The following is a 19,287-nucleotide window of genomic DNA, read 5'->3' as shown; positions in this document are numbered from 1 at the left end:
TAGTGTTGAGTGTCGGAGTTTAGATGAAAGTATTAAAAGCGGTTATTCCTGTTGCAGGACTGGGCACGCGAATGTTGCCGGCAACTAAAGCAATACCGAAAGAAATGCTGCCGGTGGTGGATAAGCCACTGATACAGTATGTGGTAAGTGAATGCATTGCCGCTGGTATTAAACAAATAGTACTGGTGACGCATTCATCGAAAAATAGCATAGAAAACCACTTTGATAAAAGTTTTGAGCTGGAATCTATGCTGGAGTCGCGGGTTAAGCGCCAGTTATTGGACGAAGTGCAGGCAATTTGCCCGAAAGATGTAACCATTATGCATGTGCGTCAGGGCGAGGCCAAAGGCCTGGGCCACGCCGTGCTATGTGCTTTGCCGCTGGTAGGTAACTCGCCATTTGCAGTGTTACTGCCCGATGTGTTGATAGATGCTTACGACAGCGATTTACGCCGTGATAACCTGGCAAAAATGGTGCAGTTATTTGAGCAAAGCGGTGTTAGCCAGGTAATGGTTGAGCCGGTGCCGCATAACATGGTAAGCAGCTATGGCGTTGCCGATGTTGGTGGCCACCAGATGACCGCCGGTGAGTCTGTCAGAATGACAGCAATAATAGAAAAACCCGCTGTTGAGCAGGCACCGTCTAATTTAGCGGTGGTGGGGCGTTATGTGTTTAGCCGAAACATTTGGCAACAGTTGAAGCGCACCCCGGTAGGGGCGGGTGATGAAATTCAGCTGACAGACGCTATTGCCTTACTAATGGAAGCTGAAACGGTTAACGCTTACCATATTAGTGGCCGCAGCCATGACTGTGGTAATAAGCTGGGCTATATGCAGGCTTTTGTTGAGTATGGCCTGCGCGACAAACAGCTGGGACCGGGTTTTAAGCAGTGGTTAAGCAAATTGTTGCATACTGCAGGTTAATGCTCAGTGAAACTTGCCATTGTGGTATAACCACACCGGCAGCAGATTTAATTATTGGCAACCTTTAAATGTAATGGTTGCAAGGACGAGGTAACAAATGCTGGCTTGGTTATTAAGTTTGCCACGCTCTGTTAAGCGTTTAGTGTCAGTAATTGCTGATATGTGTTTTTTAATCAGCTCGCTGTTTGCGGGCTATTTTTTAACCCAGCACGATGAGCAGACTCATATTGCTGAAATTGCGCTGGCTTTTGCGGTAACGCTGCCGGTAACGCTATTTATTTTTACCAAACTGGGGTTATACCGTGCAGTTATCCGCTATATTGGCCAGCATGCACTGGGGGCGGTACTGGCCGGTATAGTAAGCAGTGCTTTTGTGCTGGCGTTGTTGTTTGGCCTGTTTAATGTACATGATAAAGGCAGCCTGATTTTTGTTTATGCTATTTTGGCATTAGTTAGCTCGGGCGGCTTGCGTTTGCTGGCGCGAATGTTTTTAGTGCAACGTAATAATGGCCATAAAGAGCGCGTGCTTATTTATGGTGCTGGCTCATCTGGCCGCCAGTTAGCGCAGGCGCTGATTAACGGCGAGCAGTATCATCCGGTGATATTTATTGATGATGACACTACGTTGCATCGCTCTACTATTTTGGGTGTACCAGTAGGCGCGCCTGCACAAATAACCAGCCTGATAAAATCACACAATATCAGCCGTATCTTATTAGCCTTGCCATCTGTTAGCCGCTCACGCCGCCGCGAAGTGCTTGATGCGTTGGAAGAGCTGCCAATACCGGTGCAGTCTATCCCTGGTATGAGTGATTTAGTTGATGGCTCTATGCGTATTGATGAGTTGCAGGACGTAAAAATTGAAGATTTGCTGGGCCGGGATCCGGTAGCGCCGAAAACTAAACTGATGCAGGCTAATATTCACGGCAAGGTAGTTATGGTAACCGGTGCTGGCGGCTCTATCGGCTCTGAGCTATGCCGGCAAATTATTACCTGTGAGCCTAAAACTCTGGTGTTATTTGAACTATCAGAGTTTGGTTTATACGGCATAGAACAAGAACTCAGCGGCTTAATTAAGCAATATAAAGTAGATATTCAGCTAATTCCGGTTATGGGCACCGTACAGCGGCGCAACCGGCTGGAAACAGTAATGAAAGCCTTTAAAGTGCAAACAGTTTACCATGCTGCTGCTTATAAGCATGTGCCATTGGTAGAATATAATGTGGTTGAAGGCGTGCGTAATAATCTGTTTGGTACCTGGTATGCAGCCGAAGCGGCTATTGCCTCTGGTGTGGAAACTTTTGTACTTATTTCTACCGATAAAGCGGTGCGGCCAACTAATGTGATGGGGGCTTCGAAACGGCTGGCTGAACTGGTGTTGCAGGCATTGTCGCAACGTCAAAACAGTACCCGCTTTTGTATGGTGCGTTTTGGTAATGTGCTGGGCTCCAGTGGCTCTGTGGTGCCATTATTTCGTGAGCAAATTCGCCGCGGCGGCCCTGTTACCGTAACCCATAAAGATATTATCCGTTATTTTATGACTATACCTGAGGCCGCGCAGCTGGTAATACAGGCCGGTGCTATGGGCCATGGCGGTGATGTTTTTGTGCTGGATATGGGCGAGCCGGTTAAAATTGCTGACTTAGCCAAACGGATGATTCATTTAATGGGGCTGGAAGTAAAAGACGAAGTGCACCCCAATGGCGATATTGAAGTTAAATACTCGGGCCTGCGCCCGGGCGAAAAACTGTACGAAGAACTGTTAATAGGTGAAAGTGTACGCGAAACTGCCCACCCGCGTATTATGGCCGCCGATGAGGTGTACCTTAGCTGGAGCGAAATGGAGAGTTTGTTGCTACAACTGGATACCTTATGTGACAGTTTCGCAGTAGAGCAAATAATTGAGTTGATGCGCCTGGCGCCAACCGGGTTTAACTACAGCTGTGCCAGTAGCGATCTGGTGGTAAAGGCAGGTTGTGATGCTGAGTTAGGCTTACCCGCTGCTGTTGCATTAAATGTAGTAGCCGATAATACCCATGCTGTAACAGCGGTGGCGGCAAAAAAATACTGCTAACGTAAAACTGTTAACAGTAAGCTGCAAAAAGTATTGTTAATATGCATTTAGAGGTTGAGTAATGCTGTGCTTTACGTTACTCTTCGTCTAACTGGAAATCCAAGTTTGTTTATTGAGGGAATTGCTATGAAAAAATTAATTATTGCTGCTGCAGTAATGGCGTTAAGCGCTGGTGTTAATGCACAAGACGTTGCTGGCGGTGCAGATGCTAAAGAAGGTACTATTGGTGGTGTTGCAACTACTACTATCGCTGCTGGCGTAGTGGGTGTTGCTGTTGCTGCTGCGGTTATTTCTAATAACCGTGGTACTTCTGTAGTTGAGCCACCAGTGCTGTGTGATGATGGCAGCACACCGGTAAATGGCGTTTGTACCGGTACTACTGTAACTGTAACTGGCACAGGCACAGGCACTAATACTACAACTGCTACTGTAACAGTAACTTCAACTATATAAGCTTATTGCTTAAAAAAAGCCGCCTGCAGGCGGCTTTTTTATTGCTGTGGCTTTATTTGGCATTTTTATTCAGCGGGCATACACCTTGATAGCATTAATTAAAACGGTTTTTAGTGGCCTGGTGCTGCTAACCCTTACCGCTTGTGCCGGTACTTATCATTCTTATATTGATACCCTTAAACTCGCCTTTGCCGATACCCCGGACGCTGAACTTAGCCTGGCCGAGGTGCAGCAATCACGATACGATTTACTTTATGTAAAGCATGGTGAGCGGGCGCAGGCGGTAATGGTGCTAATGCACTTGGAGGCTGGCCAGCATAAATGGCTGTCGGCAGATAACGCCATGCTGATAATGGAGCAGGGCCGGCTGGTGCGCACTTTAGGTTTTGAACACGATTTACTGCACCTGACTAATACGCTTAACGATCCGCTACGGCGAATTAAAACTATTCAGCCGGACAACAGCTGGTTGCGCCTGGCTGACTGGCGCAACGGCGAGTATGGCTATGGGCTACGCTCGCGGTTTGAAGTTGTGCCGGCGCAGCAGTTGACAGTATTTCAGCAACAGCTGAACACCACCCTGGTAGTGGAACATGTTAGCTATACAGATAAAGCCAACTACCTGCGCTTTGATGGCAGCTGGCAAAATTACTTTTGGTTTGACAGTAAAACCGGCACTTTAATTAAAAGTGAGCAAAGGTTGGCGCCGTTCTGGCAACCGATAACTATGACGTATGCCAGCCGGATCGGGCGGCTGCTGCCACCGGTAAGTACAACTAATACCGGCGGTGGTCAATGAAGAACTTAAATATGCTTAAACAGTTAGTTTTTAGTGCATTGCTGATTGCACCCACAGTTTACGCTGCAGTAACGGTAGATATTAATGGTAACCGCCGTCAGTTTGATGCTAACCCTCGGCTACATGAAGTGCTGGCCCCGGTTGCTTTGCAAAGCAATTGGTACTGGCCCGCAGCAGCGTTGTATCAGCTGAACTCAGACCAGCCGGAGCAACTGCGCCAGCAATTGTTACAACAAATAGCCCAGTTAAAACAACAAAACGCCGCTGACAGTGATTTTTTTACTACTATGGAATCACTGGAGCGCCAACTGGCGTCCTGGCGTTTGGCAAAACGTATTGCGATGCCAATAGATTATGATTTGGCCCGGGTACGACCAGAGTTTAACCCGCGTTTTGATAACGGCGCTTATTTATTACAGCTAAAACAGCGCCCTGCCAGTGTGTATCTGTTTGGTGCGCTAAGCTCGGAGATGACGGTAACGCATCGAGGAGCCGCAGCGGCTGCTGACTATATTATCTCGGCGCAGCCAACGCCATTGGCTGATGTTGCTGAGCTGATACTGCTGCAGCCAAACGGTAAAGTACAAGCTGCTGGTGCAGCCTACTGGAACCATGCTCATATAGAAGCTATGCCCGGAGCTCAGGTTTTTATTCCGCTGCAAAGCCAGCTGTTTAGTTCACAGTTAGATATATTAAATAAGCGTTTACTTGAGCTTGCCAGCCACAGGGTGTTGCCATGACTGCAGTACGTATTCCGTTTTTACTTTCTTTAATTAGTCTGGCGTTGCAGCCCTTGGTTGCCAAAGCTGATGGCAGCGACAGCTGGCAGCAAAGCGCGGCAGGTGTGTCGCAAATGGCGCACGGTGGCGTGGGATTAATTCAGACGCCAACAGCCCGTATGGCGCCGGCCGGTGATTTATCGATAAACTACACCGACAACGAAGAGTATCGCTTATGGTCGGTAAGTATTCAGTTATTTGACTGGATGGAATCTACCGTGCGCTACACCGATGTGCGTACCCGGTTATATAGTCCTTTTCCTGGCTTTAGCGGCGATCAGACGTTAAAAGATAAGGGTATAGATGTTAAGTTTCGTTTACTGCAGGAGAGTACCTATTTACCTCAGGTATCTGTTGGTTTTCGCGACTTTGGCGGGACCGGCTTTTTTGAAAGTGAATTTATCAGCTTAAGCAAGAAGTGGGGTGATTTTGATTTTCACCTTGGTATGGGCTGGGGTTATTTAGGTAACAGTGGCAACACTAAAAACCCGTTTTGTGAGATAAAAGACAGCTTTTGCAGCCGGCCAGGCGGTTTTAGCGGGCAAGGCGGTAAGATAGATTATGATCAGTTTTTTAAAGGCCCGGCGGCATTATTTGGCGGTATTGAATACCAAACGCCGTGGCGGCCGTTGCGTTTAAAACTGGAGTATGAAGGTAATGACTACCAGAACGACAGCGCTGGTAAGCTTGAGCAAGATAGCCGCTGGAATATTGGCGCTGTATATCGCTGGAGAGATTTTAACTTTGATTTGAATTATCAGCGCGGTAATACCCTGGGTTTTGGTGTACATTATTCTATGAATTTACATAATGTTGTAATGCATAAAATAAAGCCTGCACCACGTATTATTCCTGAACAGTTAGACGGCACTAAGCAAATTACCGACCGTGATGCTTTGCCTACGGCATTGTTCACGGAGGCCGGTTTTGTGCTGCGTTCGTCTCAGATGACTGATGATGAGTTTGTATTGTATGGCCAGCAGGTCTCTTATCGTGACCATGATGAGGCTATTGAGCGGATTAGCCGGATTTTAGCCACAGAAGTACCGGCTAATATTAAAACCTACCGCATAGTAAACTATAATGGCAACCTGCCAATGGTAGAAACAGTAGTGGATGCTCAGCAGTTTATTAGTGCTGCCCGCTATGATTCGTTGCACAGTGACGTAAAATCAACTTATGTGCGCCAGCAGCCGGAGCTCCGAACGCTTGGTTTGACCGAGTTGCCGGATCAGACCGGTTTTTATACCGGTGTTGAAACATTTTGGATCCAAACCTTTGGTAACCCTGAAAACTTTTATATGTATCAGGGCGGAGTGTTAGCGAATGCCGGTTATAATTTAACCAGTAATTTTAGTGTTAACGGTGCGGCTAAAGTAACCTTGCTGGAGAACTTTGATAAATTTAATTATAAAGTTGATGCGCAAAATACGCCGCTACCCAGGGTACGTACTTATATCCGTGAATATGTAACCCGCAGTACAGTGTCGATGGAAAATTTGTATTTGCAATGGCAGGACCAAATAGCATCGGATATTTATGCCCAGGCTTATGGTGGTTATCTGGAGATGATGTTTGGTGGTGTGGGTGGTGAAATGTTATACCGCCCGGTAGATTCTAACTTTGCTATTGGTTTTGATATTAACTATGTACGCCAACGCTCTTATGAGAACGATCTGGACTTTTTTGACTATAAAACCTTTACCGGCCACGTAAATGTATACTGGAAGCCCGAGTTTTTACCGGATACCCAGCTGACATTTAATATTGGCCAGTTTTTGGCAAAGGATAGGGGGGTAAATGTCGATTTTGCCAAGCGCTTTGATAGCGGCATCATAGTGGGCGCTTATGCGGCCTTTACCAATGTGTCGTCAGCGGAATATGGCGAAGGCAGCTTTACCAAAGGCTTCTATTTATCAATCCCCTTTGATTTGTTCTCGCTACGCCCGGCTACAGGACGTGGGCGCTTACCCTGGGTACCGATTGCCAGAGATGGTGGCCAGCCACTGAACCGGCCTAATACTTTGATTAACGCTACCGAGCAGCGTTCACCATTCTACGACTAAGCCAGTGGCTTTGATTGGCAGAAAAACAAAACGGGAAGCCTGGCTTCCCGTTTTACTGTGTGGCAATAATAAACCGGTTACGCCGCCCCCAATACCCCTTAGCGCTTTAGCTCCATAGTGTTTTACTCAGGGTATTTACTTCGTCCGGCGTATCTTGCAGCAGCCAGTTGCAAATAGCGCTGGCAACGTTGGGGTAGTTTACTGTGCCGTGATGCTGTTTTTCGTTTAACCATTTCGCAATTACATTGGTGCTGAGGCTGTCGGTGCGGCTGGCTAATTGCAGTTGCTGCAGCGCCAGAGCATTGGATTGTTGCTCCATCTGGCCTTGCAGCGGCTTTACCATAATGTGTTTTTGCAGTTGCAGCGCCTCGCTTATCAGTTCAAAACCGGCATTACTCAGTACATGGCTGGAGTTGGTTAAATCGGCTTTAAAAGCGTGCAGCGCAGGTGGGTGAGTTTGTATGTGGCCGATAGCTGCTTTAGCCAAACCGGGGCCATACAGGCAAAACTGAAATCCGGTTAATGGTTTTAACAGGCGAATAACCTGCTGTTGGTCTTCAAATGGTAAATATACCAGCACTTTATTGGCTTCTATGGCTGTGTTGTGCTCAGCCTCGTCGATAATAGGTGGCAGGATGGGCTGGTTAAAATGGTGCCAGTGCAGGCCCAATTGTATTTGTGCCGGAGCAAAATGGCGGAACATAAGGTGTGTAACCAGGTTGGCGTGCTCCATCGGGATTTTATGCAAAAAGGCATACTGATGGCCAAGCGCTACGCTGTGCTTATTTTGCTGCTTTGCGGCGTGTGCGGTAATGGGCTCAAAATCCGTCAGAACCAGATCATAGCTGCTGCAATCGAGGGTTTTAATATCCTGCCACAGCGTTTTTACTGACGCTTGTTGCAGCGTTTGCCAGTAATTGACTTTGCCGGCTTTAGTCACGAAGGTTAAACCGCGTTTAACCTGATAATTGCCAAACTGCTGCATATCAAACAGTTGGTCGGCAGGACGGCCGGAAAACAGGTAGTCTACCTGCACTCCGGCTTTCGCCAGATATTTCCCCATGGCGCGGGCACGGCTGATATGACCATTTCCTGTTGCCTGCACACCATAGAGAATTTTCATGTTTTACTCCGTTGTTTGGCCTTGCCATACCAGGGCTTTAAAGTGAGCTCGGCACATGGATACGTAGCTTTCATTGCCACCAATTTGTACCTGCGAGCCTTCGGTTGCCGCCTTGCCATGCTCGTCTAACCGCACAACAAAGTTGGCTTTGCGGCCACAATGGCAAATGGTTTTCAGCTCTATCAGTTTATCGGCCCAGGCCAGCAGTGCTTCGCTACCAGCAAAGGTTTCGCCTAAAAAGTCAGTTCGCAGGCCAAAGGCCAGCACCGGTATATGTAAATTGTCGACGACATCGGTTAGCTGGCGCACCTGGGCCTTGGATAAAAACTGTGCTTCGTCTATTAATACGCAATCTAAACGGCCCTGTGCTTTTAGCTGTGTTACATGGCTGACAAAATTAAAGCTGCCATTAAAAATATGGGCATCCATTGCCAGGCCAATGCGCGAGCTTACTTTGCCCAGGCCATAGCGGTTATCCAGTGCGGCGGTGTAAATAGCCACTGTCATACCTCTTTCCTGATAGTTATATGCACTTTGCAGTAAAGAGGTTGATTTACCGGCGTTCATTGCCGAGTAGTAAAAATATAATTGCGCCATTGCATCATCCAACTAAAAAAGACGATGCAGTATAGCAATATCACTGCCTGAAATATAAAGGCATGAGATGACAGAATTAAGACACTGGTATCTTTAACCTGGCTGCATTAAGCTCTGAGCGGATTAAATTTGGAGAATAAAATGGAAAAACTGATCTTGCTGCCAGTGTTTGTGCAGATATTGCTTACCAGCGTGGTGATGGTACTGATGGGCAAACGCCGCATCAGGGCGGCTAAAAATAAAGAAATTACCGTAGCCGCATTTAAAACCATGAACCTGACGGGGGCCAATGAGCAGGTTATTGCCACCAGCCGTAATTTTGATAACCAGTTTCAGATGCCGATGCTGTATTTATTCAGTGTGTTGTTTACATTGCAACTGGGTTTGGCTGATTTGGGCTATGTGCTTTTAGGCGCTGCTTTTGTATTGTTGCGAATACTGCATACTGTCGTGCATATTGGCAGCAATAATGTGCGGCTGCGCTTTAATTTGTTTTTATCAGCGTGCCTGGCTTTGTGGTTAATTTGGCTGCGTTTAGCCTGGCAGGTGCTGGTGGCCTGATTAGTGCTGGCTTATTTTTCGCTGTTTTGTAGCGGCTTATTAGCCGCTACGTTATTTCCAGCATCCAGTGAAATATTGCTGCTGGCTTTGTTACAGCAAGGCTATAACTCACTATGGTTGTTTGTGGCCGCTACGGCGGGTAATACGCTGGGTAGTTGTATTAACTGGTACCTGGGGCTGAAGTTACTTAAATTTCAGCATAAGCGCTGGTTCCCGGTTTCTGAGGCTGCACTTGGCCGGGCACAGCAGCAGTTTCAGCGCTTTGGCAGCTGGAGTTTATTATTTGCCTGGTTACCGGTGGTGGGCGATCCTTTAACTTTAGTCGCCGGTGTGCTGAAGGTGCGGTTTAAAGTATTTATGTTGCTGGTGCTGGTGGGTAAGGCAGCACGGTACGCCATATTAATTTGGTTTGGTAACCTCTGGCTGGTGTAATTAATCATGGTAAAAAGCCGCTGGATCCGTCATCATTAGCGGCATTATTGATCCGCTGAACAGGAACCACTTATGGATTATCAATTAACGGCTGAAGAGCTTAAACGCATCACTGCATTAGACGCTGAGCAGCGTTACACTTATTTTATTCAGGCGGTTGCTGATCTGGAAAAAATCTGGATTTTAACCGATGAAGACGGTTTTGTACTGGTAAGTGCTGAAGACGAGCGTTGTATTCCGGTATGGCCACATGCCGAACTTGCTGAACAGTGGATTGAGGGTGAGTGGGCGCATTGTTCTGCTCAGGCTGTTGATGTGGACACCTGGCTGGATAAATGGACGTCAGGCTTAAACGGCGACGAGCTGGCAATTGCCGTGCTGCCGGACACTGATGGCCCGGGCGTGGTAGTAATGCCTGATGAGCTGGCAGAAACCCTGTTAAATGAAATGCAGGAAGACTAACGTTGTCGTGCTGTTAAAAATACCGTAGGGGCGCTTAATTGCGCCCCTTGCTGTTTTAGTTGACTAATTCGTTGCCGGTGGCAGTACTACTGGCAAATGCCAGTAAATTATCACTGGTTACCTGACAAATTTCCTGCAATGCCTCTTTGGTAAAAAACGCCTGATGGCCGGTGATTAGCACATTAGGGAAAGTTAGCAGGCGTTTAAATACCTCGTCGTCTATAACCTGCTCTGACAGGTTTTCAAAGAATAAATCGGCTTCCTGCTCGTATACGTCTAAGCCGAGATAACCAATTTTGCGGTTTTTCAGCCCGGCTATTACCGCTTTGCTATCGATTAGTGCGCCGCGGCTGGTGTTTATTAACATTACACCATCTTTCATGCTGCCAATGCTGTAGTGGTTAATCAGATGCTTTGTATCGGGTGTAAGCGGGCAGTGCAGGCTGATAATATCGCTTCTGGCATATAATTCGGCCAGTGGCACATAGCGACCGCCCAGCTCGGTAATATGTGGGTTTTGTGCAATATCATGGCACAGTAGCTGGCAACCGAAACCGCGTAGTATCCGCGCTGTGGCAAGGCCAATACGGCCGGTGCCAATTAAACCTACTGTTTTGCCAAACAGGTTAAAGCCGAGCAGGCCGTCCAGCGCAAAGTTATCATCACGTACCCGGTTATAAGCTTTATGCAGTTTGCGGTTAAGGCATAACATCATACCTACAGTATGCTCGGCTACTGCTTCAGGTGAGTAAGCCGGTACCCGTGAGACACGAATGCCAAGGATTTTGGCAGCGTCCAGATCAACATTATTAAAACCAGCGCAGCGTAACGCTATCATTTCGATGCCGAGCTCTGACAGCTGTTGTAGTACTTCTGCATCCAGCTCGTCGTTAACAAATACACACACAGCATGGCTGCCGGCAGCCAGTTTTACGCTGTCTTTATTTAACCGGGTTTCGTGGTAGCTAAATTGCAGGCTACGGTCAGCCCATTGGCTGAAGCCGTCTTTGTCATATTTTTTTGCACTGAATACGGCAACTTTCATGGTATCTCTCCCATTATTTGCCATAAAGCTTAGCGCAAATACCAGCGCAATATTTAGCGCTGGATCAAAGTTACAGCAAATCTTCTATTGATTGGGCAATACTGGCGGGTTTGGTGCGCGGGGCATAGCGTTTAACCACATCACCGTCTTTATTTACCAAAAACTTGGTGAAGTTCCACTTGATAGCGCGGGTTTTCATTAAGCCTCGCGCTGAGTCTTTTAAGTATTCAAACAGTGGTGAGGCTTCCGGGCCATTTACCGCCAGTTTTGCCATAACCGGAAAACTGACGCCGTAATTCAGTTCACAAAACTGCTGGATTTCATTATCGGAACCGGGTTCCTGGCCGCCAAACTGGTTACAGGGAAACGCCAGTATAACCAGGCCTTTATCTTTGTATTTTTGGTGTAGCTGTTCCAGCTCTTTATATTGTGGTGTAAAGCCACATTGGCTTGCGGTGTTAACGACCAGCAATACCTTGCCACGATACTGGCTCAGATCTATGTCATTACCGTTGGCGTCTTTTACCTTATATTGGTGCACATTAGCCATACCGTTTCCTTATTTAAGTGCTTTCAATCGTGCTGAGATCTTTGTAAGCTTTGTGCCACAGTATGTCACAGTTTTAAGTCATTAATATGTCAATTAATAGTGAGAATAAGGTCGCGTTTATCGGCCTGGGGGTAATGGGTTACCCGATGGCGGGTTACCTGCAACAAAAAGGTTATCAGGTAACAGTGTATAACCGCACTGTTGCTAAGGCAGAAAAATGGGCTGCGCAATATGGTGGTGGTTATGCCGATACCCCAGCCAAAGCTGTGCACGGCGCTGCACTGGTGTTTATGTGCGTGGGTAATGACAACGATGTACGCTCGGTAGTATACGGCGGGCATGGCGTTTTAGCCGGTATGGCAGCAGGTTCAGTGCTGGTTGATCATACTACTGCTTCGGCCAATTTAGCCCGTGAGCTGGCACAAGCTGCAAAACAGCAGAGGATTGGCTTTTTAGATGCGCCGGTATCCGGCGGCCAGACTGGTGCTGAAAACGGCGTATTAACAGTAATGATTGGTGGCGAAAGTGACGATTTTGCTAAAGCTGAAGCCGCTATTATGAGTTATTCGCGTTGCGCTAAATTGCTTGGCCCTGCAGGCAGTGGCCAACTGGCGAAAATGGTAAACCAGATTTGTATTGCCGGGGTGGTGCAGGGCCTGGCCGAAGCGCTGAACTTTGCCCAGAACGCCGGTTTAGACGCAACTGCGGTAGTAGAGGTTATTTCGCAAGGTGCTGCTTCATCCTGGCAGATGCAAAACCGCTCGCTAACCATGCTTGAAGGCAAGTACGACTTTGGTTTTGCCGTAGACTGGATGCGTAAAGACTTGGGTATAGCACTTAGCGAAGCGCGTGAGAATGGCAGCCATTTGCCGCTAACGGCACTGGTGGATCAATTCTACAGCGAAGTACAACAAATGGGCGGTAACCGCTGGGATACCTCCAGCTTGCTGGCGCGGTTAAAGCGTTAGGCGAGGGTCTGGCATAAATTCAAGTTCGGTAATTGTTGCCAGACACTCATTAAAGTGCGAATGCTGTGGGTTAAGCAATATATTGCTTTCGCGCGGTGCAATAACACTGGGTACAGATAACGCGAGGCTGGCTTGCTGTGCCAGCCAGCTATCCCCAATACGTGCTGTGTCAATGCTGGCGGGTTGTTGTTGCCAGCTAAGTGGCAGGTTCGCCGGGCTAACTGATAATACTTCTTCGGCGGCAATAGTTAATTGGAATAGTTTGTACTGTTTCAGTGTTTTGCGGTTGTTTAAATGTACCATAATCTCCAGTATGGCCAGAGCTTCAGAGCCTGCGGTATAAACACATAGCTGACCTTTACTGTTCCAGCGTCCGCCATAAAGTTTTGCTCCTTCGCCGTCAAATGCTTGTGCAGCCCATTTGTTGTGCACTAAGCGATACAGCTGCATCAGGCAAACACACCGTGTTCTAAGCGGCCAATTAAATCTAATATCGCCTGCGTCTCGGCCGAGGTAGCCAGCATGTCCAGCGGTGCTTTATCGCCAAGGCCATACACAGGTTCGGTAAGCCAGCGTTTGGTTGCTACCATATCTTTATTGAACAAGGCATTGGCTGCCACCAGCACGGTAGCAAAACGATATAGCCGGTCGCTTTCTTCCTGAGTAAACTTACCCAGCTTTGCCCGCCGGGCTAATGTAGCTGGCGCTAACTGACATATCTGCGCCAACTGCTTTTTATCTAACATAGATACCAGGGACAGCTTATCAAATACGCTATAGCTAAATCCTTCATGCAGGGCCTGATATAATTTAGGCCCGCGCTCAGCAATACCCAACTGCTGCCACAGGTTTGGTGCAGAATAGAGTGTAGGGGTAAATTCACGTACTAAGGCTGTCATAATACATCCTCTATCATTTGATATTTTTAAAATTTATCATATGGTTTTGCTTTGGTCAAAAAAAGAGCGCCAGGATCAGGGCGCTCTTAATAGAGTAAACCGGCAGTTTAGCTAAACACCATCTCCGGCACGTTGCCTTCGATAACCAGCTTGCCAGCCGTTTTTTGCTGAATTTCCTCAACTGAAATACCCGGAGCGCGCTCCAGCAGGTGGAAAGCGCCGTTGCGTACTTCCAGCACGGCTAAATCAGTAACGATTTTCTTTACACAGCCCACGCCGGTTAGCGGCAGGGTACAGCTTTCCAGCAGTTTGCTGTTGCCGTATTTGTCGGCGTGGGTCATGGTTACTACGATATTCTGCGCACCGGCCACTAAGTCCATCGCGCCGCCCATGCCTTTTACCAGTTTGCCCGGGATCATCCAACTGGCGATGTTGCCGTTTTGGTCTACTTCAAAAGCGCCCAGTACGGTTAAATCGACATGGCCGCCGCGGATCATGGCAAAGCTTTCAGCCGAGCTGAAAATAGCCGCGCCTTTAATCGCAGTAACGGTTTCTTTGCCGGCGTTAATCATATCGGCGTCAATTTTATCTTCAGTCGGGTAGGGGCCCATACCGAGTAAACCGTTTTCTGATTGCAGCATCACTTCAATGCCGGCAGGCACATAGTTGGCTACCAGCGTAGGAATACCAATACCTAAGTTAACGTAGTAACCGTCTTGCAGCTCTTGCGCCACGCGCATGGCAACCTGTTCACGAGATAAAGCCATTGTTGCCTCCTTAACCTTGACGAACCATACGGCGTTCAATGCGTTTTTCAAAGTTGCCTTTAATAACGCGCTGCACGTAAATACCCGGGGTATGAATTTGTGACGGCTCCAGCTCACCCGGCTCGACGATTTCCTCTACCTCAGCCACCGTAATTTTACCTGCTGTAGCTGCCATCGGGTTGAAGTTCATAGAGGTGTGGCGAAACACCAGGTTGCCGTAACGGTCGGCTTTCCAGGCGCGCACTATGGCAAAGTCACCGGTAATTGCCGGTTCCAGTACATAATGGCGGCCGTTAATTTCGCGGGTTTCTTTACCTTCGGCTACCGGGGTACCGTAACCTGTGGCAGTGAAAAACGCCGGTATGCCAGCACCGCCTGCACGCATTTTCTCGGCCAGAGTGCCTTGAGGTGTTAACTCTACCTCCAGTTCACCACTCAGCAATTGCTTTTCAAACAGGGCGTTTTCGCCGACGTAAGAGGCAACCATCTTTTTAATTTGCCGGTCTTCCAGCAAAATGCCCAGGCCAAAGCCGTCTACGCCGCAGTTGTTCGATACTACGGTGAGATCTTTGGTTTGCATTTTTTTAATCTGGGCAATTAAGCCTTCCGGAATACCGCATAAACCAAAGCCACCGGCAATAACGGTCATGCCGTCCTGCAGGCCTGCCATGGCGTCTTCGTAGCTATGTATGACTTTATTAAACCCTGCCATTTGTTGTCCTCTGTTCTTTGCTGAACTATCTGTTACGAGCTGCTCTTCGATTGCGCGGCTGCTGCGTGAAGTTTTTTCTGCGACACGCCATAAACCATCCATGGGGCTCGATTCCGGCCATCCATGGCCTTCAACGGTCGCTGAAAAAATCACATCCGCATCCGCTGGCATCTGCGCCAAGGTAAGTGCGCAGTACACTTTGACCGGAACCGTGTTTTTCATGGATGAAAAACAGGAGCCTACAGGGACGTATTTACGGCGTGTTCCGGCAAAGTTGTACGGAGTGATTACCGTGTTCGAAGAACCTTAGTTGTTGCTGTTAACTAACTACCAGTTTGCGTGCACTTGGCCCTTAGCGCCAATCCTACTTTAGAACTAGGCTGTTTCCCCAGCTTGTCGGTAATAAACCAGCCGGCCTTTGCCAGCGCAGTTAAATCTATACCGTGCGAAATACCAAGACCGTTAAGTAAATACACCACATCTTCTGTGGCAACATTGCCTGACGCCCCTGCAGCGTAAGGGCACCCGCCCAGGCCCGCCACGGCGCTATCAATCACTGTAATACCGCGGCTTAGCGCCACGTAAATATTGGTTAACGCCTGGCCGTAAGTGTCGTGAAAATGCACCGCCAGCTTATCCGGCGACACCATGGAAAGCACCGCATCGAGCATGGCATTCACTTTATCCGGCGTGCCAACACCTATGGTATCGCCCAATGAAATTTCATAGCAGCCCATCTCTAACAGGGCTTTAGCTACCAGGGCTACTTCAGTTGGCGCAACATCACCCTGATAGGGGCAACCCACTACACAAGACACATAGCCGCGCACCTTAATGCCATCGGCTTTAGCCGCTTCAACTACAGGCGCAAAACGTTCCAGGCTTTCTGCAATGCTGCAGTTAATGTTCTTTTGACTGAAAGCTTCAGACGCTGCACCAAAAATTGCTACTTCAGTGGCGCCGGCCGCTTTGGCTGCTTCATAGCCTTTTAAATTGGGCGTAAGCGCAGCGTAGGTTACACCGGCTTTGCGGCTGATACCGGCAAACACCTGTGTAGAATCAGCCATTTGCGGTACCCACTTGGGCGAAACAAAGGCACCGCTTTCAATGTAGCTATGGCCAGCTGCTGTTAGCATATCAATCAGTGCGATTTTATCGGCGCAGGCAACCGCGGCTTCGTTTTGCAGGCCATCACGCGGGCCTACTTCAACAATGCGTACTTGTTTGGGAAAACTCATGCTTCCTCCGGGCTAAAATCGACCAGTTCGGCACCGTCTTTTACCAAATCTCCGGCGGCATAAAACACTTCATTTACCACACCGTTTTTCGGTGCTTTAATGCTGTATTCCATTTTCATCGCTTCCATAATCACCAGGGTATCACCAGCTTTTACGTTACTACCGGCCTTTGCCATTACTGCCACTATAGTGCCGTTCATCGGCGCCGTTAAGCTGCCGGCGTGATCTGCGCCTTCTACTTCTGTAGCAACTTCAGTCTGATAGATAAAGTCGTACCGCTGATGCTTAATAAACACACTGATGGTGTCGCCATTAAAGGTATCAGCATAGCGACTTACCCGCACCTTGGTGCGATGATCGCCCAGCACTGCACTAAGCTCATCACCGTTTAGTTCGGCAGTGCAGCAAAGCTGTTGGCCTTCAACGTCAATCACATAGTGTTGCTGCAGCTGTTGCACTTTTAACAGTGTTTTATGCCCGCCGTGTTGCAGGGCAATTTCTACTGTTGGGGTTTCGTTGATACGCCAGCCATGGCTGAATTGCCAGGGGCTAAAGCTGTTACATGACGTTTGCGGTGCTTTTTGCTGCTGCAAGATATAAAGGGCAGCCAGCACCAGCGCCTGGTTATTTTCTTTATTCGCCGGGGCAAACAGCGTGTGCTGGTGTTGGTTAATAAAGTTAGTATCCAGTTGTGCGGCTTTGAACGCCGGGTGCTCGGTTAAGCTGGTTAAAAAGCCTAAGTTGGTGGTAACACCGGCAATGCGGTAATCATCCAGTGCACGCAACATACGGGCGATAGCGCGGTCACGGCTTTCATCCCAGACAATCAGCTTGGCTATCATTGGGTCATAAAACGGCGATACTTCATCGTTTTCTACCACACCGGTATCAACGCGTACATGGCGGTTGGCTTCGGGCTGGCGTAAATAGGTCAGCTTGCCGGTTTGTGGCAGAAAGTCGTTGTCGGGATCTTCTGCATATACCCGTACTTCAATAGCATGGCCATCCAGCTGAATATCATCCTGTGCCAGTGGCAATTTCTCACCGGCCGCAACCAGCAACTGCCATTTAACCAAATCCTGGCCGGTGATCATCTCGGTAACCGGGTGCTCAACCTGCAGCCGGGTGTTCATTTCCATAAAGTAGAAGGAGCCGTCTTCGTCGAACAAAAACTCCACCGTACCGGCGCCGCGATAATCAATGGCTTTGGCGGCTTTAACTGCGGCTTCGCCCATGGCTTTACGCTGTTCGCTGCTAAAGTTCGGTGCCGGCGCTTCTTCAATCACCTTTTGGTGGCGGCGCTGAATAGAGCAATCGCGCTCGGCTAAGTACACCGCATTGCCGTGGTTGTCGGCAAATACCTGAATTTCAATGTGGCGCGGTTTGGTTAAATAGCGCTCGATCAGCATTTTATCATTGCCAAAACCGGCTTTGGCTTCACGCCGGGCGCTGGCTAAAGCATCAGCAAACTCTTGCTGTTTCCATACCACGCGCATACCTTTACCACCGCCACCATAAGCGGCTTTTAGCAGCTGTGGGTAGCCGACACGCTCTGACTCAGCGCTTAGCAACGCATCGCTTTGATCGTCACCGTGATAGCCGAGGACGAGCGGTACACCGGCTTTGGCCATAATTTCTTTGGCGGCACTTTTTGAACCCATGGCGGTAATAGCATCCACAGGTGGGCCGATAAACACCACACCAGCTTCCTCACAGGCTTTGGCAAAGCTTTCGTTTTCCGATAAAAAGCCGTAACCGGGGTGAATGGCCTCGGCGCCGCTTTGTTTGGCAATGGCGATAATTTTATCTGCGCGTAAGTAAGAGTCTTTGCTTGGCGCCGGGCCTAACAAATAGGCTTCGTCTGCCATGCGCACATGGCGGGCATTGGCGTCGGCTTCGGAATACACCGCCACGCAGCGGATGCCGAGTTTATGCGCAGTGTCAATTACGCGGCAGGCAATTTCGCCACGGTTGGCGATTAATATTTTACGAAACATTATGCGTCTTCCTTGCCAAGCCAGGCTGGTTTACGTTTTTCTAAGAATGCGCTTAAGCCTTCCTGACCTTCAGGTGATACCCGGATTTCAGCAATCGCCTGCTCGGTGTGGGCGATTACGTTATTGCTAATCTTGCGGTTATAAATGTTGTGAATAAGCGATTTAGCGGCTGTGATTGCTTTGGGGCTGTTTTGTAGCAGGCTATTGATAAAAGTTTCCAGGCTATCGTTTAACTCGCCTTCGCTAACCACTTCATGCAGCAGGCCCAGCTGTTTGGCTTTGGGCGCCATAAAACGTTCGGCAGTTAAAAAGTAACGCCGGCTTTCACGCTCGCCAATGGCACGCATAACATAAGGGCTGATCACGGCAGGTATTAAACCGATGCGCACTTCGCTTAAGCAAAAGCTGGCATTTTCTTCGGCAATGGCGATATCGCAGCAAGCCACTAAGCCTAAAGCACCACCAAAGGCGGCGCCTTTTACCAGGGCAATAGTCGGCTTGGGAAATTTATCCAGCCGGTGCATTAGGGTGGCAAGTTCGCTGGCGTCGTTTAAATTTTGCTGATAGTTTTTTTGCGCCATTGAGCGCATCCAGTTTAAGTCGGCACCGGCAGAGAAGTTTTTGCCGTTGGCGGTAAGCACCAGCAGACGCACTTTGTCGTTATTGGCTAAATCGCGCAGTACGGCGATAAGCTCGGCTATCATCGCATCGTCAAAGGCGTTATGCACCTCGGGGCGGTTTAGCGTTAGGGTGGCTACGCCGCGTGGGTCGATACTGACTTCTGTGTAAACCTGGTTCATTTTCTCTCCGAAAGTATTAATGCAACTTGAGACTGCATTTCT

General features: G+C 48.5%; 22 protein-coding genes. 11 read left to right on the top strand and 11 right to left on the bottom strand.

Going from position 1 to position 19,287, the window contains the following annotated elements:
• Nucleotides 1-23 precede the first annotated feature (23 nt).
• From galU to M2404_RS15615, 6 genes are all read left to right on the top strand, one after another.
• A complete protein-coding gene (galU, locus tag M2404_RS15640; RefSeq protein WP_259240698.1) occupies nucleotides 24-923 on the top strand; it encodes a UTP--glucose-1-phosphate uridylyltransferase GalU in 900 nt (299 codons plus the stop codon).
• A 97-nt stretch (nucleotides 924-1,020) separates the two neighbouring features.
• On the top strand, nucleotides 1,021-2,997 hold the full coding sequence (locus tag M2404_RS15635) for a nucleoside-diphosphate sugar epimerase/dehydratase (RefSeq protein WP_259240697.1): 1,977 nt from the start codon (nucleotides 1,021-1,023) through the stop codon (nucleotides 2,995-2,997).
• 126 nt (nucleotides 2,998-3,123) lie between these two features.
• Entirely contained in the window at nucleotides 3,124-3,450 is a 327-nt protein-coding gene (locus M2404_RS15630; RefSeq protein ID WP_259240696.1) for a hypothetical protein, read from the top strand.
• Between the two features lie 85 nt (nucleotides 3,451-3,535).
• Nucleotides 3,536-4,249, top strand: coding sequence for a YjbF family lipoprotein (locus tag M2404_RS15625; RefSeq protein WP_259240695.1), 714 nt, complete (start codon nucleotides 3,536-3,538; stop codon nucleotides 4,247-4,249).
• Complete coding sequence (locus M2404_RS15620; RefSeq protein WP_259240694.1) at nucleotides 4,246-4,989, top strand: capsule biosynthesis GfcC family protein; 744 nt, start codon at nucleotides 4,246-4,248, stop codon at nucleotides 4,987-4,989. The genes M2404_RS15625 and M2404_RS15620 overlap by 4 nt, the downstream gene beginning before the upstream one ends.
• Nucleotides 4,986-7,094, top strand: coding sequence for a YjbH domain-containing protein (locus tag M2404_RS15615; protein WP_259240693.1), 2,109 nt, complete (start codon nucleotides 4,986-4,988; stop codon nucleotides 7,092-7,094). Before M2404_RS15620 ends, M2404_RS15615 begins: the two co-directional genes overlap by 4 nt.
• A 106-nt stretch (nucleotides 7,095-7,200) precedes the next feature.
• Here M2404_RS15615 and M2404_RS15610 read toward each other — a convergent pair whose 3' ends face one another.
• Entirely contained in the window at nucleotides 7,201-8,217 is a 1,017-nt protein-coding gene (locus M2404_RS15610) for an MJ1255/VC2487 family glycosyltransferase (protein WP_259240692.1), read from the bottom strand.
• Nucleotides 8,218-8,220: 3 nt separating this feature from the next.
• On the bottom strand, nucleotides 8,221-8,814 hold the full coding sequence (locus M2404_RS15605; protein WP_259240691.1) for a thymidine kinase: 594 nt from the start codon (nucleotides 8,812-8,814) through the stop codon (nucleotides 8,221-8,223).
• A 141-nt stretch (nucleotides 8,815-8,955) separates the two neighbouring features.
• Here M2404_RS15605 and M2404_RS15600 point away from each other — a divergent pair, with 141 nt between their 5' ends.
• The 3 genes from M2404_RS15600 (at nucleotide 8,956) to M2404_RS15590 (ending at nucleotide 10,269) form a co-directional block, all read left to right on the top strand.
• Nucleotides 8,956-9,375, top strand: a complete 420-nt coding sequence (locus tag M2404_RS15600) for an MAPEG family protein (RefSeq protein ID WP_215398022.1) — start codon at nucleotides 8,956-8,958, stop codon at nucleotides 9,373-9,375.
• 3 nt (nucleotides 9,376-9,378) lie between these two features.
• The gene (locus tag M2404_RS15595) at nucleotides 9,379-9,807 is read left to right on the top strand and encodes a YqaA family protein (RefSeq protein WP_310503097.1); all 429 of its coding nucleotides are present in this window, start codon (nucleotides 9,379-9,381) and stop codon (nucleotides 9,805-9,807) included.
• A gap of 72 nt (nucleotides 9,808-9,879) precedes the next feature.
• A complete protein-coding gene (locus M2404_RS15590; protein ID WP_215398025.1) occupies nucleotides 9,880-10,269 on the top strand; it encodes a DUF2750 domain-containing protein in 390 nt (129 codons plus the stop codon).
• Between the two features lie 55 nt (nucleotides 10,270-10,324).
• On the opposite strand, the gene M2404_RS15585 is transcribed toward M2404_RS15590, so the two are convergent.
• Both M2404_RS15585 and M2404_RS15580 read right to left on the bottom strand, forming a co-directional pair.
• On the bottom strand, nucleotides 10,325-11,314 hold the full coding sequence (locus M2404_RS15585) for a 2-hydroxyacid dehydrogenase (RefSeq protein WP_259240690.1): 990 nt from the start codon (nucleotides 11,312-11,314) through the stop codon (nucleotides 10,325-10,327).
• 70 nt (nucleotides 11,315-11,384) lie between these two features.
• Nucleotides 11,385-11,864 carry a glutathione peroxidase gene (locus M2404_RS15580; protein WP_259240689.1) on the bottom strand — a complete coding sequence of 160 codons (480 nt, stop codon included), beginning with the start codon at nucleotides 11,862-11,864 and terminating at the stop codon, nucleotides 11,385-11,387.
• Nucleotides 11,865-11,950: 86 nt separating this feature from the next.
• On the opposite strand from M2404_RS15580, the gene M2404_RS15575 reads away from it, so the two are divergent.
• Nucleotides 11,951-12,832 (top strand): NAD(P)-dependent oxidoreductase, encoded by an 882-nt coding sequence (locus tag M2404_RS15575; protein WP_259240688.1) that lies wholly within the window; start codon nucleotides 11,951-11,953, stop codon nucleotides 12,830-12,832.
• Here the strand turns inward: M2404_RS15575 and M2404_RS15570 are convergent.
• The 4 genes from M2404_RS15570 to M2404_RS15555 form a co-directional block, all read right to left on the bottom strand.
• The gene (locus tag M2404_RS15570; RefSeq protein ID WP_259240687.1) at nucleotides 12,821-13,282 is read right to left on the bottom strand and encodes an RES family NAD+ phosphorylase; all 462 of its coding nucleotides are present in this window, start codon (nucleotides 13,280-13,282) and stop codon (nucleotides 12,821-12,823) included. The two genes, M2404_RS15575 and M2404_RS15570, sit on opposite strands and share 12 nt — an antisense overlap.
• Complete coding sequence (parS, locus tag M2404_RS15565; protein WP_259240686.1) at nucleotides 13,282-13,731, bottom strand: type II RES/Xre toxin-antitoxin system antitoxin; 450 nt, start codon at nucleotides 13,729-13,731, stop codon at nucleotides 13,282-13,284. Before parS ends, M2404_RS15570 begins: the two co-directional genes overlap by 1 nt.
• Nucleotides 13,732-13,838: 107 nt before the next feature.
• Nucleotides 13,839-14,498, bottom strand: coding sequence for a CoA transferase subunit B (locus M2404_RS15560; protein ID WP_259240685.1), 660 nt, complete (start codon nucleotides 14,496-14,498; stop codon nucleotides 13,839-13,841).
• Between the two features lie 10 nt (nucleotides 14,499-14,508).
• Nucleotides 14,509-15,210 (bottom strand): CoA transferase subunit A, encoded by a 702-nt coding sequence (locus tag M2404_RS15555; protein WP_259240684.1) that lies wholly within the window; start codon nucleotides 15,208-15,210, stop codon nucleotides 14,509-14,511.
• Here M2404_RS15555 and M2404_RS15550 point away from each other — a divergent pair.
• Nucleotides 15,188-15,520, top strand: coding sequence for a hypothetical protein (locus M2404_RS15550; RefSeq protein ID WP_259240683.1), 333 nt, complete (start codon nucleotides 15,188-15,190; stop codon nucleotides 15,518-15,520). The genes M2404_RS15555 and M2404_RS15550 overlap by 23 nt on opposite strands.
• 13 nt (nucleotides 15,521-15,533) lie before the next feature.
• On the opposite strand, the gene M2404_RS15545 is transcribed toward M2404_RS15550, so the two are convergent.
• From M2404_RS15545 to M2404_RS15535, 3 genes are read right to left on the bottom strand one after another with little or no spacing between them, the layout of a single operon-like run.
• Entirely contained in the window at nucleotides 15,534-16,448 is a 915-nt protein-coding gene (locus M2404_RS15545; protein WP_259240682.1) for a hydroxymethylglutaryl-CoA lyase, read from the bottom strand.
• Nucleotides 16,445-18,445 (bottom strand): acetyl/propionyl/methylcrotonyl-CoA carboxylase subunit alpha, encoded by a 2,001-nt coding sequence (locus M2404_RS15540; protein ID WP_259240681.1) that lies wholly within the window; start codon nucleotides 18,443-18,445, stop codon nucleotides 16,445-16,447. Before M2404_RS15540 ends, M2404_RS15545 begins: the two co-directional genes overlap by 4 nt.
• The gene (locus M2404_RS15535) at nucleotides 18,445-19,245 is read right to left on the bottom strand and encodes an enoyl-CoA hydratase/isomerase family protein (protein ID WP_259240680.1); all 801 of its coding nucleotides are present in this window, start codon (nucleotides 19,243-19,245) and stop codon (nucleotides 18,445-18,447) included. Before M2404_RS15535 ends, M2404_RS15540 begins: the two co-directional genes overlap by 1 nt.
• Nucleotides 19,246-19,287: the final 42 nt, after the last annotated feature.

It is taken from the genome of Rheinheimera pacifica, assembly GCF_024809855.1.
Taxonomy (GTDB): Bacteria; Pseudomonadota; Gammaproteobacteria; order Enterobacterales; family Alteromonadaceae; genus Alishewanella; species Alishewanella pacifica_A.
The sequence above is the reverse complement of the archived record's forward strand: the minus strand, read 5'-3'. Positions and strand labels throughout refer to the sequence as shown.

Coding starts and splice junctions, on each gene's coding strand:
- M2404_RS15600 (WP_215398022.1), top strand. CDS start 8,956: ATGGAAAAACTGATCTTGCTGCCAGTGTTTGTGCAGATATTGCTTACC.
- M2404_RS15555 (WP_259240684.1), bottom strand. CDS start 15,210: ATGGCAGGGTTTAATAAAGTCATACATAGCTACGAAGACGCCATGGCA.
- M2404_RS15610 (WP_259240692.1), bottom strand. CDS start 8,217: ATGAAAATTCTCTATGGTGTGCAGGCAACAGGAAATGGTCATATCAGC.
- M2404_RS15540 (WP_259240681.1), bottom strand. CDS start 18,445: ATGTTTCGTAAAATATTAATCGCCAACCGTGGCGAAATTGCCTGCCGC.
- M2404_RS15615 (WP_259240693.1), top strand. CDS start 4,986: ATGACTGCAGTACGTATTCCGTTTTTACTTTCTTTAATTAGTCTGGCG.
- M2404_RS15545 (WP_259240682.1), bottom strand. CDS start 16,448: ATGAGTTTTCCCAAACAAGTACGCATTGTTGAAGTAGGCCCGCGTGAT.
- M2404_RS15550 (WP_259240683.1), top strand. CDS start 15,188: ATGACTTTATTAAACCCTGCCATTTGTTGTCCTCTGTTCTTTGCTGAA.
- M2404_RS15620 (WP_259240694.1), top strand. CDS start 4,246: ATGAAGAACTTAAATATGCTTAAACAGTTAGTTTTTAGTGCATTGCTG.
- M2404_RS15635 (WP_259240697.1), top strand. CDS start 1,021: ATGCTGGCTTGGTTATTAAGTTTGCCACGCTCTGTTAAGCGTTTAGTG.
- M2404_RS15535 (WP_259240680.1), bottom strand. CDS start 19,245: ATGAACCAGGTTTACACAGAAGTCAGTATCGACCCACGCGGCGTAGCC.
- M2404_RS15585 (WP_259240690.1), bottom strand. CDS start 11,314: ATGAAAGTTGCCGTATTCAGTGCAAAAAAATATGACAAAGACGGCTTC.
- M2404_RS15575 (WP_259240688.1), top strand. CDS start 11,951: ATGTCAATTAATAGTGAGAATAAGGTCGCGTTTATCGGCCTGGGGGTA.
- M2404_RS15570 (WP_259240687.1), bottom strand. CDS start 13,282: ATGCAGCTGTATCGCTTAGTGCACAACAAATGGGCTGCACAAGCATTT.
- M2404_RS15630 (WP_259240696.1), top strand. CDS start 3,124: ATGAAAAAATTAATTATTGCTGCTGCAGTAATGGCGTTAAGCGCTGGT.
- M2404_RS15605 (WP_259240691.1), bottom strand. CDS start 8,814: ATGGCGCAATTATATTTTTACTACTCGGCAATGAACGCCGGTAAATCA.
- galU (WP_259240698.1), top strand. CDS start 24: ATGAAAGTATTAAAAGCGGTTATTCCTGTTGCAGGACTGGGCACGCGA.
- M2404_RS15560 (WP_259240685.1), bottom strand. CDS start 14,498: ATGGCTTTATCTCGTGAACAGGTTGCCATGCGCGTGGCGCAAGAGCTG.
- M2404_RS15590 (WP_215398025.1), top strand. CDS start 9,880: ATGGATTATCAATTAACGGCTGAAGAGCTTAAACGCATCACTGCATTA.
- parS (WP_259240686.1), bottom strand. CDS start 13,731: ATGACAGCCTTAGTACGTGAATTTACCCCTACACTCTATTCTGCACCA.
- M2404_RS15580 (WP_259240689.1), bottom strand. CDS start 11,864: ATGGCTAATGTGCACCAATATAAGGTAAAAGACGCCAACGGTAATGAC.